Source organism: Maribacter sp. 1_2014MBL_MicDiv (assembly GCF_001865655.1).
GTDB classification, from domain to species: domain Bacteria; phylum Bacteroidota; class Bacteroidia; order Flavobacteriales; family Flavobacteriaceae; genus Maribacter; species Maribacter dokdonensis.
Map to the genome: position 1 here is coordinate 3549370 of NZ_CP011318.1, position 16513 is coordinate 3565882.

12 protein-coding genes are annotated in these 16513 nt (G+C 31.3%); 2 read left to right on the forward strand and 10 right to left on the reverse strand.

Annotation, left to right across the window (positions count from 1 at the left end; genetic code table 11):
- Nucleotides 1-54 precede the first annotated feature (54 nt).
- Nucleotides 55-924, reverse strand: a complete 870-nt coding sequence (locus YQ22_RS14935; protein ID WP_071341821.1) for a glycosyltransferase family 2 protein — start codon at nucleotides 922-924, stop codon at nucleotides 55-57.
- A gap of 631 nt (nucleotides 925-1555) precedes the next feature.
- Here YQ22_RS14935 and YQ22_RS14940 point away from each other — a divergent pair.
- Both YQ22_RS14940 and YQ22_RS14945 read left to right on the forward strand, forming a co-directional pair.
- Entirely contained in the window at nucleotides 1556-2683 is a 1128-nt protein-coding gene (locus tag YQ22_RS14940; protein ID WP_071341822.1) for a glycosyltransferase family 4 protein, read from the forward strand.
- Nucleotides 2676-3941, forward strand: coding sequence for a hypothetical protein (locus tag YQ22_RS14945; protein WP_071341823.1), 1266 nt, complete (start codon nucleotides 2676-2678; stop codon nucleotides 3939-3941). The genes YQ22_RS14940 and YQ22_RS14945 overlap by 8 nt, the downstream gene beginning before the upstream one ends.
- A 46-nt stretch (nucleotides 3942-3987) precedes the next feature.
- Here the strand turns inward: YQ22_RS14945 and YQ22_RS14950 are convergent, their stop codons facing one another.
- The 9 genes from YQ22_RS14950 to YQ22_RS14990 all read right to left on the reverse strand — a co-directional run bounded on the left by YQ22_RS14950 (nucleotide 3988) and on the right by YQ22_RS14990 (nucleotide 16478).
- Nucleotides 3988-4761 (reverse strand): SGNH/GDSL hydrolase family protein, encoded by a 774-nt coding sequence (locus tag YQ22_RS14950; RefSeq protein ID WP_071341824.1) that lies wholly within the window; start codon nucleotides 4759-4761, stop codon nucleotides 3988-3990.
- A gap of 49 nt (nucleotides 4762-4810) precedes the next feature.
- The gene (locus tag YQ22_RS14955; RefSeq protein ID WP_071341825.1) at nucleotides 4811-6238 is read right to left on the reverse strand and encodes an MBOAT family O-acyltransferase; all 1428 of its coding nucleotides are present in this window, start codon (nucleotides 6236-6238) and stop codon (nucleotides 4811-4813) included.
- Between the two features lie 62 nt (nucleotides 6239-6300).
- On the reverse strand, nucleotides 6301-7488 hold the full coding sequence (locus YQ22_RS14960) for an O-antigen ligase family protein (protein ID WP_071341826.1): 1188 nt from the start codon (nucleotides 7486-7488) through the stop codon (nucleotides 6301-6303).
- A gap of 8 nt (nucleotides 7489-7496) precedes the next feature.
- A complete protein-coding gene (locus YQ22_RS14965; protein ID WP_071341827.1) occupies nucleotides 7497-8093 on the reverse strand; it encodes an acyltransferase in 597 nt (198 codons plus the stop codon).
- Between the two features lies 1 nt (nucleotide 8094).
- Nucleotides 8095-9366 (reverse strand): glycosyltransferase family 4 protein, encoded by a 1272-nt coding sequence (locus tag YQ22_RS14970; RefSeq protein WP_071341828.1) that lies wholly within the window; start codon nucleotides 9364-9366, stop codon nucleotides 8095-8097.
- Nucleotides 9366-10484, reverse strand: a complete 1119-nt coding sequence (locus YQ22_RS14975) for a glycosyltransferase (RefSeq protein WP_071341829.1) — start codon at nucleotides 10482-10484, stop codon at nucleotides 9366-9368. The genes YQ22_RS14970 and YQ22_RS14975 overlap by 1 nt, the downstream gene beginning before the upstream one ends.
- Before the next feature lie 16 nt (nucleotides 10485-10500).
- Nucleotides 10501-11937 carry a lipopolysaccharide biosynthesis protein gene (locus YQ22_RS14980; RefSeq protein ID WP_071341830.1) on the reverse strand — a complete coding sequence of 479 codons (1437 nt, stop codon included), beginning with the start codon at nucleotides 11935-11937 and terminating at the stop codon, nucleotides 10501-10503.
- Between the two features lie 473 nt (nucleotides 11938-12410).
- Nucleotides 12411-14447: a hypothetical protein gene (locus YQ22_RS14985; protein ID WP_071341831.1), complete on the reverse strand. Its 2037-nt coding sequence runs from the start codon at nucleotides 14445-14447 to the stop codon at nucleotides 12411-12413.
- A 756-nt stretch (nucleotides 14448-15203) separates the two neighbouring features.
- Nucleotides 15204-16478, reverse strand: a complete 1275-nt coding sequence (locus tag YQ22_RS14990; RefSeq protein ID WP_071341832.1) for a nucleotide sugar dehydrogenase — start codon at nucleotides 16476-16478, stop codon at nucleotides 15204-15206.
- Nucleotides 16479-16513: the final 35 nt, after the last annotated feature.

Consider the following 16513-nt stretch of genomic DNA (forward strand, 5'->3'; position numbering starts at 1 on the left):
CTTAAATCTTAATGTATAAATAAAATAACTCTATTAATAATTATTTAAGAACGCTTATTTTCCGTGTCTTGCTTTCAAATATACTTTAGGAAATAAAACTTTTAACCAACCCATAATATAGAACATAGGGTAGCGATACGGAAAAAACTTGCGCATAAAAAGCAATCTGGATTTAAATGCAATACCTGTGGGGCTATATAAATGTTTTAATCGCTCTTTAAAAGTCATCAAATGAAAACTATGATAGAGTCCTTTGGTATCCCTTTCGCAAAAACCACAATAATTAGGCATAACAAGCACAGGGATATTGTTCTTCTTACACTTCAATGTATAATCGTAATCAGCAATACCATGAACATAACCTGGGGATAAAAGACCTACTTTATCCACTACTTCACTAGCTACATACATTATGTTGGCATTTCCCAAATCACATTGCTGAAATTCTCCGTTCGGCTGTAAAATTGTAAATTGATATAACAATTTGTTCGTTAATACTGCACCGCCGTAGGTGAGCTTATCTGTCTCTGGATCTTTTGTAGAGCCAATGTAAACCCCTTTTGTCATGAATGTCTTTGATGCATACTCATCGGTAAGTATGATATCATCAAAAATGTTTTTACAGATAAACGTATCGTCATTCAATAAAAGATATCCGTCATATTTTTTTTTAATTGCTTCTTTCCATGAATTAATCATTCCACCGGCCCAAAATAAATTTCCATTTCCTTGAAGAATATTGACCTCGGGAAATTCTTTTCTTATAGCTTCTGAAGTGCCGTCAGTAGAACCATCATCTGTTAAGTAGATTGTAATTTGTAAAGATTTATTAAAAGTAGACCAAGCTTCATTGATGGATGCTAAGGACTTTAAAGTTTTAGTTTTTCTATTGTGAGATGTATATAAAACTGCAATATGAGTCATTAATAATATAATATTAAGATATATGCTAAACAAACGAGCAATATGAAAAGTTAGTATTGAAATTATTAAAAATATTAACTTTTCACTCTATTCAATGCATATGTGGATAGCATGGATTTAACCACCTATTATAAAATTAAAATAAATGCTTGTCTCAACACATATACTCACTATCCTCTATAAAGAACAAAATTAATATTTTAATCTTGTAAATTGTGAGTTAATAGTTCAAATTTAATTGTAATAGGTAAAGCGAAATAACATCTTTTTTATGGAGTTGATTTGCGAATTCTTAACCCCCAAATAGCTATTTAGAATTATACGCATTTAGATTAGATAATGTGATAAGTAAGATTTATTTGTATCCTTAAAAATTGGGTTGTTTTAAAAATTTCAGCTCCCAAAGAATTTTATGTTTTATGAATTGATGGGGATTTTTGTCAAGGGTTAAATGCTTATTGTTATAATGAGATTATATAATATTTGGTTCATAAGCTCTATTTTATATTAGATATACATAAAACATATAATAGGTGTATACTTCATGTGCTATACATTTAAAAAGAAGGGGGAATTAAAATAATTAAAGTAAATTTACGTTTTAATTTCTAGGAAAATTTACTGATTCTAAATGAAGATATTACATTTAAATTCCTATTATATTGACAATCATTTATATGCGCAATTATATTCCAAACTTAATAGTAGTATTGAGCAACGCGTGTATATTCCTATCAAAATGGATCGTGAACCAGAGAATGAGGTTCACTTAACGCAAACTGAACTGATTTTTGATAAAATAATTACGCCCATTCACAAGTTCAATTATTTTGGAAAGATTAATAAAATTTTTAAATCTATAATTTCCAAAGACTTTATTAATGAAATTGAGTTTGTACATGCGCATAATCTATTTACCGATGGTGCTCTTGCTTATAAGTTGAATAAAAAATATAATATTAATTATATTGTTGCTGTAAGAACTACGGATATAGAGTTGCAATATAAATTTATGTGGCACCGTAGGCCATTTATTCATCGAGTACTTGAAGCTGCGGACAGTGTTATTTTTATCTCGAATATTTATCGGGATAAATTATTTGCCATGATGCCAAAATCTTTGGTTACAAAAATTGCGCACAAGGTAAAGGTAATACCTAATGGAATAGATGACATGTGGCTGGAAAAGCTTAAAAAACCTTCGGGAAAATTATCCGGTACTGAAGTGAAACTATTGTATGTAGGTCAAATTATTGAACGAAAAAATGTTTTGCAACTTATTGAGGCAGTAAAACGTCTTAATATGGGTAGTGAATTTCAATATTCGCTTACCATAGTTGGGCCCGAAGGTAAATCGGAACCAGATTACTTCAAAAATTTTCTAGAAATAATAGAACCACTTAACTGGGTAGATTACCAAGGAAAAATTAAGCCAGGAGAAGCACTTATGCAAGCTTATAGAGCATGTGATATTTTTGTAATGCCATCTAAATATGAATTATTTGGACTAGTGTATATAGAAGCTTTATCTCAAGGAAAGCCTGTTCTATATTCCAAAGGTGAAGGAATAGACGGTTTCTTAACTAATTATAGTGCAGGGAAAGCAGTAGATCCAAATAATGCGGATGCCATTGCAAAGGGCATCAATGAAATTGTTAAAAACTATAAAGATTATACTGATTTTGATGAAATTGTGTTGCCATTTAATTGGGACACCATTGCATCGGTTTACAGAAAATTATATTTAAAAGATGAATAAAATTGAAAAGATGGTGTATGATGTGGTTAAGAAAAACCAACACCTAAAGGCTGCTGTTAGAAATACATACCAAAAAATTTTTGACATACTTCCGGACAAAAAAAACTATTCTAAAAACCCAATTGTAGCAAAAGAAGGATATTTTTTTGGATTTCATGACATTAGTCCCTTTTCACATGACGATACTAAACTTCTAGGTAATCAACTCACCATTCCGTTTCGCATGAATACAGCTGAGGATGTATTGAACGTAGGTTATTTTGAACATTTTGATGGGCAAGTAGGAGACTATATAAAAGTAGGGCAAACATATTCTTGGAACTATCATAAAGGGTGTAGATTACAATGGGTAGGTAAAGAAAGATTGATTTATAATGCCCTGTTGGAAGATAATAAATTAGGTGCTAAACTTTTTAATATAGAAACAAAGCAGGAAACGGATATTCCCTTTCCCATAGACCATATATCCCATGATGGTGTGTATGCATCTACTTTTAATTATGGTAGGTTGGAACGCTACATGCCAGGATACGGTTATGCCGGTATTACACAAGTTGACCACTACATTTCCGAGAAAATGCCAGAGCAAACAGGTCTTTTTATAGGAAATCTAGAAACCGGGCAAAAGGAAATGTTAATAAGTCTAATGGAACTTACCAAGGTAGGGGAGTTAGCAGAGGGTTTTGAGGAGTGTTTCCATTATGTAACCCATTCTTTGTTTTCTTCAGATGATCGCTATATTTCTTTTTTACATCGTTGGGTAGACGAGTTCGATACGTTTAACAGGCATTCAAGACTGGTTAGTTATGATCGTCAGGAAAAAAAATGTTATGTAGCCCCTACCAATGATATGGTGTCACATTATGTTTGGAACGATCAAAATCAAATTGTTGCGTTCTGTCGTATTGGTGATACAGATTGCCATGTATTATTCAAAGAACCAACCCTTCAAGACTATGAGATAATAGCTTATCCACGTTTAAATTCGGACGGCCATCAAAGTTTTATTACATCTAGTTCATTTGTGACCGATACTTACCCTGACCGGTCTAGAATGGCCAACCTTTATAAAGTAGATGCTACTACGAACGAAGTCGAGCATCTTGCCTCCTTAAAGTCGTTTAAGCAGTTTCAGTCTCAAACGCTTAAGCATTGGTGTTGTGATTTTCATCCCCGCATGAACCGTAAAGGTGATATCGTCTGCTTTGATTCCGTTCATACCGGTCATAGAGCGCTGTGTATTATGAAAATCGATTAAGTATTTAGGTGGACTGGTTTCAGTAAATTTTGCTAGTGATCAATAATTACATTTTTAAATTTAAATACGATACAATTTTGTCGGCAATGCGTTCATTCCCTTCTTTTTTATAATGGCCATCGGAGAAGCGTATAGCTTCATCGATATGTATTTCAATTAAGTCCTGGGAAATACCATTGGTACGCATTGCCGATTCTGACAGGTTATCATGTAGAATGTAAACAATGTTTTTAGTATCTTTTCGTATGAGTGCATAGTTAGGTGCATCGTATAATTTAGGACCATCTAACTTACTTTGTATGAGATTAATAAAAGTGGATGAAGATTTTTCAAAGGAGTTGTTGTTATCTTGGTAAGATAAATCGTTTGTTCCGGTAAGGACAATAAATACCTTTTTTAAAGATTTTAGATTGTATTTATCATAAATTCTATAATAGTCATGGATATTCCCTCCTGCTTTTCCAAAGTTATATACTGTAGTGGAGTCTAACCTTTCGTCTAATAAATAGGCAATGGAATTGTAGGTGCCTACTACTGTTGAGTTTACAAAGGAGTCACCTATGATTGCATAATTTTGCGAATTATCTTTGCCTATAAAATCTGAATGAGAATAGAAACCTATATTGTTTTTACGGTTTTCAATGGGTTCTCCATCAGGATTTAAGACAGTTTTATCATTTTTAGACCCTTTTACTATATTCTTGGAGAAACTAACAAAACTACGAAGACTGAAAATTGAAGGGCTTTTACCATAAAATACTTCTATAGTAAGAATAAGAATAATTAAATAGCCTACGGTTTTTATCAAAAATTTTTTCATATCTGTTGTAATTTAAATACTTGATTAGGTGTTGTTATTTGAAGAACTCCTAAAATTGAAAATATATAAAGTCAGTTTGTACCACTCCAAAGAAACGTAACACTTGAAATGCAATAAACATATAAAATAGTAATCTCACTATTACATATTTAGAAATTACAGTTAAGCGTTCATCGTTACGAAGGCCCCATTCTAAAGTCATTAAAATGATGACATAGCCGATTCCTTGTAATTTGGACTGTGGCATCTGAAAATCTAAAAACAACTTTGAGATATATGATAATGCATCGCCCAGGCTATTACTTCTAAAAAACACCCAAGCTATTGTTACACAAAAGAAGGTGGTTCCCATTTGAAAAATTTCCTTTAAGGTTGGCAAAACTTTATTTTCTGCTACACCATAACTTAGGTATTTTCTATTGGTATTGAAAATAAAGGATGGTATGTATAGTAAGGCGTGTATAAGGCCCCATATCATAAACGTCCAGTTGGCTCCATGCCAAAAACCACTAACGATAAAAATGATGAAAATATTTTTTAAGGATGCCAATTTTCCATTTCTGGACCCTCCTAATGGTATATAAAGGTAGTCTCTGAACCAAGTAGATAGCGAGATATGCCACCTTCTCCAAAATTCTCCAATATTCCTCGAGAAATAAGGAAATTTAAAGTTGGACATCAATTCAAATCCGAACAATTTAGAAACCCCTATAGCGATATCTGAGTACCCACTAAAATCACAATAAATTTGGAAAGCAAAATAAATGGCACCTAGCAAGAGTGTTCCTCCATCGTAAGCTCCATAATTTTCAAAAATATCGTTTACCAAGGGTGCTAGTGAATCTGCTATCACTACCTTTTTAAAAAGCCCCCAAAGAATTAATCGTAGACCCTGAACACCTTTTTCGTAACTAAAGGTCCTGTTTTTTAAGATTTGCGGCAATAGATTGGTAGCCCTTTCAATAGGGCCTGCTACCAATTGTGGAAAAAAAGAAACAAAGGAGGCAAAAGAGATAAAATCTTTTGTTGGTCTTAAGTTTTTACGGTATACATCTATGGTATAGGACATGGTTTGGAAGGTATAAAATGAAATACCTACGGGCAATACAATCTGTAAGGTCCAAGTATGCTCAATTTCAAATCCGGCGGTTTGGAAAGCATTCACCCAAGAGTCTACAAAAAAGTTATAATATTTAAAAAAACCTAGCATACCTAAATTAAAAACCATGCTTGCCACTAGAAGTCGTTTGCGTTTTCGCTCTACATCACTTTTAACCATTTGTAAAGCAATGAAATAGTCTATAACTGTAGAAAGAAAAATCAAGGATAGAAAACGGTAGTCCCACCAACCATAAAATACATATGAACTTACTAAAATGAGTAGGTTTTGGAATTTTAGGTTTTTAGGGAATACAAACCAATAAAGTATAAAAACAGTGGGAAGAAATATGAAAAATTCTATAGTATTGAATAGCATGTTACATTGTATTGAAGTGGTTCAATAGTTGATTTTAAATTATAAAGTTAAATTTTAAACTACTATTGTAAATCAATTTCAGATTTGGGTTGTTTTAAGTAAGCATTAATGATGCCTTGGAATAGGCAATAGACTGTGAACAAAAAGAAAAGCCCCTCCATAATCGGTTCAACAAAAAATATCAACATGGACGCTATAGAATAGATTAATAGCGTTGTGTTTAAAAGCAATTCATTTGGTGCTTTTCGTACTGCTCTATAGGTATTTCTTAGTGAACGTAATGTGAATATCACTAACAGAAAAAAGGGTAGGAGACCAGCATAGCGTGCTACATCCAGCCAAAGGTTATGGGCATAACGTACGTTGGGTCCTTGCCATCCTAGTGGGTAATTAAATAAATTTTCAAGTGCTTGTAACCATAAAAAGGTGCGACCTCCAGCACTGGATGTGTTACTGCTTTCCTGCAAACGGGAGCCCAAAACAGAAAAATAATCGGCGTTTAAATCTAAGGGGACAAAATTTAGCACAAGGATAGAAATAAGCAAAAGGAATAATAATAATTTTGTATTCGCTCTAATTGTCTGTTTTGGAATTACGAATATTAAGCTTAGTGCAATTGAAAGTAGGCATATCATCAACTGAGTACGACTTCCCAACCTAAATACACTTAGTAATGAGGTAATGAAAATTATACCGGCTACGAGCTGTGATAATATCGATATTTTAGTTTTTTTGATTAGATAAATAATAGGGAGACACATATTAAAAGTAAGGTAGGCAGCCATTAGCGTGGCCTTAGTCTTTTTTCCGTTCCAAAAAAGAGGTATTTCACGATTTTGTTGAACGAACCCACCCTCTCTTAAGTTGATTATCACCGATATTAGAGATGATATAGAAAATACAAAACCAATGGCAAAAAGTACAAAAACAAGATGTAGTGGATTCATTTTGGGCAAGACTAAATATTTACCAAATAAATAAAAGAAACCAGGGAAAAGGGCATAGATGAATATTAATTGTACACCACTAATTGGATAAACGGCGTAAAATATTGCATATGTAATTGAAAATAGGCTGAGAAATATAAAATCGCTATCTAAATTATATATCATTTTCTTCCCGTTCAGCAAGATGACCAATATTAAAGCATATCCAAATAAATATCCCTTATTAAAAGGATCAACTAGATATAAAATAAGAGGCACCAAATATATTAAACCTATGTTACGAGTATAAGTTGAAACATTCATGTCCTTTATTAAGAGTTAATATTTTTTTTGATAAACTTTGCAGGATTACCTCCCCAAATTTCGTCATCTGGTATAGATTTAGTTACAACAGAACCCGCTCCTACAATTGATCTTTCACCAACAGTTACACCTTTTAATATAATACTATATGCGCCTATAAAACAATGGTCCTTCAATGTAACTTTCTTCATGATAGCAATATCTAAACTTGAATCCATTCTTAGTAAATGATTAAGAGAATGTGCATCAGAATCATATATTTTAACCCCTCCTCCAATTTTTACATAATTCCCGACAACAATTGAATCTCGACAAACGAATGTGGTATTTGATAAACCGGTATTATTTCCTATTTTGATTGTAGCATTTTTATTTTTTATCTTAAAAATAGTTCTTGATGCTTCTCCTATATGATTTGACCGTCTAGACGAATTAATTTTAACATTTTCCCCCAATATTAGACTTCCTTTACCGGTTATCATTAATTTTCCCTTAATTCTGGGGTAATTTGAAAATGTAACATTCTTAAACTTAAATAAAAACCAGTTGTAAATTCTAGGGTATAATCTTAAAATAAAATCTAAAATATTTTTTATTGTACTCATTTTAAATGTTTAATTCTATAATTTTATTATAGATATTTTTAAGATTAACGCAATTTGTTTTTCTGTCATGACGCAAAGTAGCAACTTCAATACCATTAGTCGAAATTTCAGAAGCCATATCATCGTTTAGAAAAATTTGTTTTAAATATTGAGCGAGCATTTCCACCTCTTCAAATCTATATAAAAATCCGGTTTTATTATGCTGAATCATGTCAGGAGTACCTCCAACATAGGAAGATATACATGGTACCCCTAAAATTTGAGATTCACCTAAAGAGTTCGGGCTGTTTTCTATACTAGAGGGACAAACAAAGACATGTGAATTTAAATATTGATTTCTCATTTCTATTTCTGAAAGAATTCCTAAATATTCAATATGATTTTGTAATTCATATTTTTTTATCAAATTATTTAAAAACTTTCCATAACCTTTTAACTTTAATGCTTCTATTAATGAGGATTCTCTTCCTAAAATGTTGCCTCCCGCAAATTTAATTTTTACAGAAGGAAAATCTTTTTTAATTAAAGAGACAGCTTTCAAAACTTGATGCATGCCTTTAATAGGATACCCAGCTTGACTGATAAATATTGAAAAATCTTCTTTCTTGTTAATGTTCCATTTTTTTTCTAAGTAAAAAGAATCTCGTAGGGATTCGTTGCAGAAATGATAGTTGGAATTTGGATTCATTACAGATGAATGATGTTTATCCCATTCAGTTCGCCCTATTACATTATTAACAATAGAAAAATATTCTGTTTCTACTTTATTGCCCCTATTTTTAAAACTATTTTGTAATTGCCATATAGTTTGTTGTTTAATTAAATCCCTAAAAGTAACAGATTTAATAATTTCCCAGAATGTGATTCCTCCTTTATAATATCTTTCGTAAACGCTAATTAGTCCTTGTATTGAAATAACATATTTTAATTCAGGACATGCTTTTATCAAAGAGAGTCCATGAGCGTGTTCCGTACCGTGAATATGAACAAGGTCTGGTTTAACTTTTTTAATAATATCTTTCCATTTTTGTTCTAAGGAAGAATCATATTTACTTATTGATTTTTGACTTTTTATCAAAAAATAATTTATATCATTTTTTGATATATTAAAATCATCTTTATTTGGTCTAGCTGTCACTACTGTTAAAGATATACCAGATGTAGCTAAATCTTTAGCAAGACCAAATTGCCAGCCTCCAAAAACTCCTGGCTTTTCGCCCATTCCCACTGCTAAATCAGGCATTATAGAATTTGTAACCCAAAGAATTTTCATTATTCTAAATTTAAAACTGTTTTTAATACCTGTATTTGATAATAAGGATTATACTTTTCATCAATAATTGAATGTGAAAATATTTTGGCTTCACTTCTTTTTTCATTATTAATCAAAAGCCATTTTTTGACTTTTTCGTATAAATCGTTTTCGTTATCTTTTTCAAAAAAATCACCATTTAAGCCACTTGCGATAATTTCAAATTCAGGCATTTGATTGGAAAAATCGTCATTAGTGATTATCGGTACTCCATAGCTTGCCGCATGTATTGCTGTCAATCCAATTGGACCAGGTGAAATACACAAATTGGAATTTAGCAATAGCTCCGAGTTTTTTTGCTCATCATAGCAGGGACCGTAAAACCAAGTAAATTTAGATAAACCATATTCATTAACTTTCGATTTCAAATCATTATCACCTAAATCCTTGCCTACGAAAACAAGGTTACAATTAACTCCGTTATTTAAAAGTTTGTTCAAAATTGATATTAGAATTTCTAATTTTTTAGATTTTTGCAACCTTCCAATATAAATAATTATAGGATGGTCATTACCAAAATGATGCTTATATATATTTGTATTGCCAAGATTTTGGCGAAACTTTAGTTGCTTGTCATAATCTAGGGAATTATATATGCAAACTAATTTTTTAGAATCAATTCCTTCCTTAATCATAATATCTCTGGATCTTTCACCATACAATAAAACTGTATCACATAGTGAGTAGTACAAATAATTAAGGCGCTTTGCTAGGCCATTTTCATTACCTTTCATCCCATGTGCCCAAGCAATTACTTTTTTTTTTGTGAATTTAGAGATTAGTAATAAAACCCACATGTTAAGATATTTTGACCCGCCTGAAGTAATATAGTATTTGTATGGTTTAAATATTGGTATTAAAGAACCTTTTAGCCAATAGTAATTCCATTTGGTAACTTGAATTCTTTTCAATGTTTTTTTAAAACCTGTCAACTCCATTACTTTCATTTTAGTAATTTGACTTCCAACGTCATCACCAAAATAAAAATCACAGTTTAATTCCTCATCCATTAAGTTATATATAGCACTTCTATAATGTGGGGCATAGTTAAATATACAGCAAATATTATTTTTACTCATTTCCTAATTATTTTATTTAGGATTTAAAAAAATTAAGTAATTGGTTTTTTATCATGTTAAATTCACGAATTTTAAGAATTTTTATGGATGCGTAATAAGATAATAAGGCAATTAAAGATGCTAAACTTAATTGCAAAATTAAACTCTCAAATACTTGAGTAACCGTGAAGCTTGCAACAGCCATTATAACTCCGGCAATTATAATTTTATTTAAATCTTTGATTTGGGAAAACGCACCATATTTCATGATTTTCCCCGGAAAATATGTATTTATGAAATAATGAATACATGTGGATATCAACTCTCCTAGTGCAACGAAAAAGATACCAAATTGTAACCCAACTAAAAGAAGAACAATTCTTATTGCGATTTTTAAATATTGTTGTTTTAAAGCTAAGTCAGTTCTTCCTAAAACATAAAGCAAATTCACATTGATTCCTGAAAGAATGGTAATCATTCGTGCTAAACAAAAAAATTGCATGATTGGCGCGGCAGGCAGCCACTTGTCAGTTAATAATATAACAATAATTGGTTTCGCCATTACCGTAAGAAAAAGAAAAATTGGAATAATTAAAAGCGCTGTGGATTTTAGTATTTTCCTAGTATGATCAATAAGTATCTCTCGTTGGTCTTGAACTATAGACAATCCAGGCAGTAGAACTCTTTCAATAATTGAGTTGACCATGCCAAATGTGAAATCTGAAAATTGAGTTCCTCTAGTGTAATAGCCCAATTCTTTAGTGCTAATTAATTTAGCAATAAAGAGAGACGAGATATTGTTAACAAAAGTATTTAATAAGGAAGAAATCAGAAGGTTAGATCCAAATTTAAATAGCTGTTTAAATGATTTTTTAGAAAAAATTAGTTGTGGGCGCCATCGGCTAAAGAACCATACTAATATTGCCATTAATATTGATTTGGTCAAGGCTTGTATAATTAACGCCCAAACACCAAAACCTTTATAGGCCATATAAATCGCAACGATACCAGAAATGATGGTTGCAATAAAATTTATTTTAGTTAAGGTCTTAAAATCTAATTGAATCGTGAATAAAGTGGTGGGTACCGCATACACTGAATTAATTAATAAAGTTAATGCTAATGCCCGTAATAGTGGTGTTAATGTAGTTTCTTGATAAAATTCAGAGATTAATGGTGAAGCAAACCATAGGACCAAATAGCAAACAATACTTATACCAATATTGAAGAAAAATATTGTGGAAATATCAGTTTCATTCCTATCCTTTTTCTGAATTAAAGCTTTGGTAAATCCACTATCGATAAAAACATTTGCCAATGCAATAAAGACTAAGAGAATACCGATTACGCCATATTCTTTAGGTGTCAATATTCTTGCTAATATAATACCTATAAAAAATTGGACAATTTGCATTGAAACACGGTCGAAGGCGCTCCATGCTAGACCGTGAAACATTTTTTTTCCAAAACTCATCTATCGATTATGAATTTGGAATTAAAGAAATAGATTTTTTTAAAAGATACCATTAATAAAAAATTTTAATACCGTTATCAATTTCTGTTTTATGTTGCCAACCGAACTTGTAAATTTTTCCCAAATTGGTTTTTTTTCATGGTCCTTTCAGGTTATTTAAAGTTGCTAACATAAATGCCTTCATAACCCATATGCTGTATTATACTTTTTAAATTAGAATCCACTACAGTAGGCACCATTTTGTCCGATAACACTTTCTATCAACGTTCTCTATTCATAAAAATTGCTTTATTATAATTATACTATGAAGTATAATTATAATAAAGCGTAAATATCTTTATTTATAATACAAGAAACTAGGTAAAACATGTGAAAAGTAAATTTACTGGATAAAAGGACAGTAAATTCTACTATGACTTGATTTAATTATATATTATTGGATGTAGATCTTGATTGTATTTTTTACTATTGATTTAATTTTGAAAAGACCCTAAATCATTACCAGCATCTAGGAAAGGTGTAGCAACTCCTACCGACTTTAAGCCACTTGTGCTTTTTAAGGCAAAATTTTTAGATGAAGGATTTACGAATTGTGGTTCAAGATTTAATAAAGTATTTACCTCCGGAGATGTAAAACCAATTTCAAAAACGTTGGAGTTTACTATTGAAACATCTAAATTCTGTTCAGTATAACCTGTGGCTGTATGTGAAAATCTTGAAATATCAGAAAAAATACAATTTATAAATTTCGAATTTGTATTTTTTCTACTAGTTTCAAACATGTAAGTGTTATTATAGAAAGTACAATTATAAAAAGTATTATTGTCTGCACTGCTATCGGTTAAACCATTTCCGTAATGGTTGAATGCTACACAATCCTTGGCATTAATAACTGTTATCTGGTTAAAAACATTTCCATCGGATGAATCTACATCACTGTCACCTGCCAGACCATCATCCCAATCCATAAAAAATATTGTGCTATTTTCAATAAAAATATTACTATATGTATTATCGTAGGAACCATTTGCCAATCTTAACCCTCCTCCTGTTGTGGAGCTGGCAGTTTGTATGATATATCCATTTTTTAACGTATTATCATGTACGCCTGGAAATTGAACCTCAGCTCTAGTATTATCTATTATGAATTTGTCCACAGTATTATTATAACATTCATAAGGTGTTTTGTAAGTAATTCCATGTCCTCGATGTTGTAAATTTCCTTTTCTAAAATTATAAATATTTGTAGCATAGTTATCGTGGCCTTCTTGAAATAGGAAATAATAATCAGTTGAATTAATCGTATTGTCGGCAACGACTGAAATAGCATCAAAAGTACTATTATTGCCTTTAATGGAAAAGCCTTGGTCTGCAGCGTTCTCTACATAAATATTCTTATAAGAACAATTGTCTCCATAGTTGTAGACTCCATTACCATCCCTTACATCTTTGCTTAAATCACCTAAATCAACGTGAATCAAATTTTTGAATACATTAAAATTTCCGTGATTGTATAATCCATTTTCATAATATAAAGTTTGAATATTTGAAAGATGTACATAAGACCCTCTAATTGTTAAAGCTGTGCCTAAACCGATATCACCTGATCTACTTTCTCTAATCAAAGGCATTTTTGTTGAATCAACTGAGTCACCATATGAAAAACTTGACATGACTTTGATTGTCTGTGTGCCCAAGGTGTAATCTTTTTGGGCATCTGCATTAATATCTCCTGGTGTCGAATTATAGCCAATAAATTTGATAGGATTGTCAATTGTTCCATTATCACTCTGTTCGATTTCAAAATCTGAATAAACACCGGCCTTTATATATATGATATCACCTGCTTTCGCTGCTTTAAAGCCATGTTCTATGTCCCAGGCTGACTGTTCTGATTTTCCATTATTTGAACTTTTTCCTTCAGTGGTAACATAATAAACATTATCTCCAGTAGTAGGAAGTATATTTTCGCTGTTAGTTACTGTAACAATTGCTTCTTCAACGGTCACTGTGCCAGTTTCTTCATCTACTACTTCTGCAGTATAGGTGAAAGTATCTTCTGTCGTAGATTGTTCTTCTGGTGTATTATCATCCTCTGAAGTTGTTTCCTCAGGTGTGGTTTCCTCAGGTGTGGTTTCCTCAGGTGTGGTTTCCTCAGGGATTGTTTCCTCAGGTGTGGTTTCCTCAGGGATTGTTTCTCCAGTCCTATAGGTTAAAGTATTATCATCATTTATTGTGACAATTCCGTTTAATGGTGCAGATGTTTCTATAATTGTAACATTTACATTTGCACTTAAATTATCATTGTTCAACACATCCATTAAAATAGTATTTTGACCAGCAGCCATAAAAAAACTATCATTGGTTAATATGGTTAAACTTTGTTGATCATCATTTTTATTAATGACATACTCTGATAAAAGGTCTGCATCTTTACTGCAAGAAAATAGTGTGAATAATGCAAAAAATGACAGGGTCAATTTTGAAAAAAATCTTAGGAACTTTGACATAAGTAGGTACTTTGCTTTTGAATTAAAATAAATACTATTTGGGTTACAATAATAATCTAATTATTTAGCTGTTCGATGAAATAACCATTTTTTTCGATGAACTGCATGTTATGCTTTGGGGTACATGTTAGTTTAACGAAATGAATGATTTTTTATTTGTTAAATGTCATATTAATCGATTAAAGGTAAATACCTTATAAATTAATTGGATTTTTATTTGCAACCCTTTTGGTACGCTGAAAGTCGGTTTATTGGATGTTTTTGTTCGATGAAATACACTTTTTTGTGATTTTATTCGACCAAATACCATTTTTGTTAACATCTTTATAAGAAATTGAAGAAATTTATTGACTTGATAAATGATTTTGTTGACACTAAAGATTATTATGTTTTAACTATTCTTCAATGTTAAAAAAAAAGCTTGTATGAAAATGAGATTCCATACAAGCTTTAACTTTAGTGTAATTATATTTTCTACCAACATTTTTTGGTAAGGAAACTTTTTAAGTCATTTAGTTAGTACCTAGGGTTTAATAAATTTTATATTTTCTTTTTTAAAAAAGTAATTGTGCTACAGATAAAATAAGGAAAACTACTTTTTACTATTATTAATTAAAGGGTATTCCTACTTTACTTAAGAACAAATCTGTTGATGAAGAAATCAAGAAGATGTAAAAAACACTTTTAAATATTGTGTCATCAAAACCTTTTAAAAAAGTTCTCATTTGATATTATTAAAAATGCTATGATTGTAAATTACAATCTTCCATGTGTTTTTCCGGGTAGAACTCCTTTTATATCATATATGACACCATTATCTTTTATTAAATCTTGTACATTAATATTAATATATTCTTTATGTGCAACTGCAAGTATTACAACATCATATAAACCGGTAGGCATTTTTTGAGTTGTTGTTAATCCATATTCTAGCTGAACTTCCTCGGGCTCTGCCCAAGGGTCATAAATAGTGGTGTTTACTCTATAATCTTGAAGACTTCTAATCATGTCTACAACTTTAGTATTCCTTATATCAGGACAATCTTCCTTAAAAGTTATTCCCATAATCAATACTTTAGAATCCTTAACTGCCAAATCATGTTTCAACATTAATTTAATGATTTGTAAGCTTAAATATTCGCCCATACCATCATTAATGCGTCTACCTGCTAGGATTAAATCTGGATTATAACCATTTTCTTGCGCTTTTTGTGCTAAATAGTATGGGTCTACACCTATACAGTGCCCGCCTACTAAACCAGGTTTAAAGGGTAGAAAGTTCCATTTAGTTCCAGCTGCTTTAAGTACATCATTAGTATCAATGCCCAATAAATGAAATATTTTAGCTAGTTCGTTCATGAAGGCAATATTGATATCTCGCTGAGTATTTTCTATTACTTTTGAGGCTTCTGCTACCTTAATTGTTGGTGCCAAATGTGTGCCAGCTTTAATGACTGAAGCGTAAAGGTCATCTACTATTTTTGCGGTTTCAGGTGTTGAACCTGAAGTGACTTTCAATATTTTTTCTACAGTATGCATCTTATCCCCAGGATTTATTCTCTCTGGGGAATAACCAACGTAAAAATCTTTGTTAAAAACTAGTCCGCTTGATTTTTCTAACTCTGGAACACAAATTTCTTCTGTAGCTCCAGGGTAAACGGTAGATTCATAAATAACAATGTCATCTTTTTTTAGAACTTTTCCTACAGATACGCTTGCCATTATTAGGGGTGTGAAAACAGGTCTTTTAGTTTCATCTACGGGTGTAGGCACTGTAACAATGTAACAGGTACAGTCTTCTAAATCACCTATGTTGGTGGTGCAAAACAAACCTTGATCTTTTATTTTAGATTTTGGTTTAAGCACACTATTTAAATCAAAACTAGTCAGCTCAAGTGTAAGGTCATTTCCTGAATTAATCTCATCGACTCTTTTTTTGTTTATGTCAAAACCAACCACATTATATTTTTGTGCACATAGTGCAGCTAATGGTAAACCAACATATCCCAAACCAATAATTCCTATTTTCATTTATTCGATTATAAAATTTCTAAGAATAAAATTAA

Excerpts from the sequence above, each read along its gene's own strand:
- YQ22_RS14935 (WP_071341821.1), bottom strand. The coding sequence starts at position 924 with ATGACTCATATTGCAGTTTTATATACATCTCACAATAGAAAAACTAAA.
- YQ22_RS14940 (WP_071341822.1), top strand. The coding sequence starts at position 1,556 with ATGAAGATATTACATTTAAATTCCTATTATATTGACAATCATTTATAT.
- YQ22_RS14945 (WP_071341823.1), top strand. The coding sequence starts at position 2,676 with ATGAATAAAATTGAAAAGATGGTGTATGATGTGGTTAAGAAAAACCAA.
- YQ22_RS14950 (WP_071341824.1), bottom strand. The coding sequence starts at position 4,761 with ATGAAAAAATTTTTGATAAAAACCGTAGGCTATTTAATTATTCTTATT.
- YQ22_RS14955 (WP_071341825.1), bottom strand. The coding sequence starts at position 6,238 with ATGCTATTCAATACTATAGAATTTTTCATATTTCTTCCCACTGTTTTT.
- YQ22_RS14960 (WP_071341826.1), bottom strand. The coding sequence starts at position 7,488 with ATGAATGTTTCAACTTATACTCGTAACATAGGTTTAATATATTTGGTG.
- YQ22_RS14965 (WP_071341827.1), bottom strand. The coding sequence starts at position 8,093 with ATGAGTACAATAAAAAATATTTTAGATTTTATTTTAAGATTATACCCT.
- YQ22_RS14970 (WP_071341828.1), bottom strand. The coding sequence starts at position 9,366 with ATGAAAATTCTTTGGGTTACAAATTCTATAATGCCTGATTTAGCAGTG.
- YQ22_RS14975 (WP_071341829.1), bottom strand. The coding sequence starts at position 10,484 with ATGAGTAAAAATAATATTTGCTGTATATTTAACTATGCCCCACATTAT.
- YQ22_RS14980 (WP_071341830.1), bottom strand. The coding sequence starts at position 11,937 with ATGAGTTTTGGAAAAAAAATGTTTCACGGTCTAGCATGGAGCGCCTTC.
- YQ22_RS14985 (WP_071341831.1), bottom strand. The coding sequence starts at position 14,447 with ATGTCAAAGTTCCTAAGATTTTTTTCAAAATTGACCCTGTCATTTTTT.
- YQ22_RS14990 (WP_071341832.1), bottom strand. The coding sequence starts at position 16,478 with ATGAAAATAGGAATTATTGGTTTGGGATATGTTGGTTTACCATTAGCT.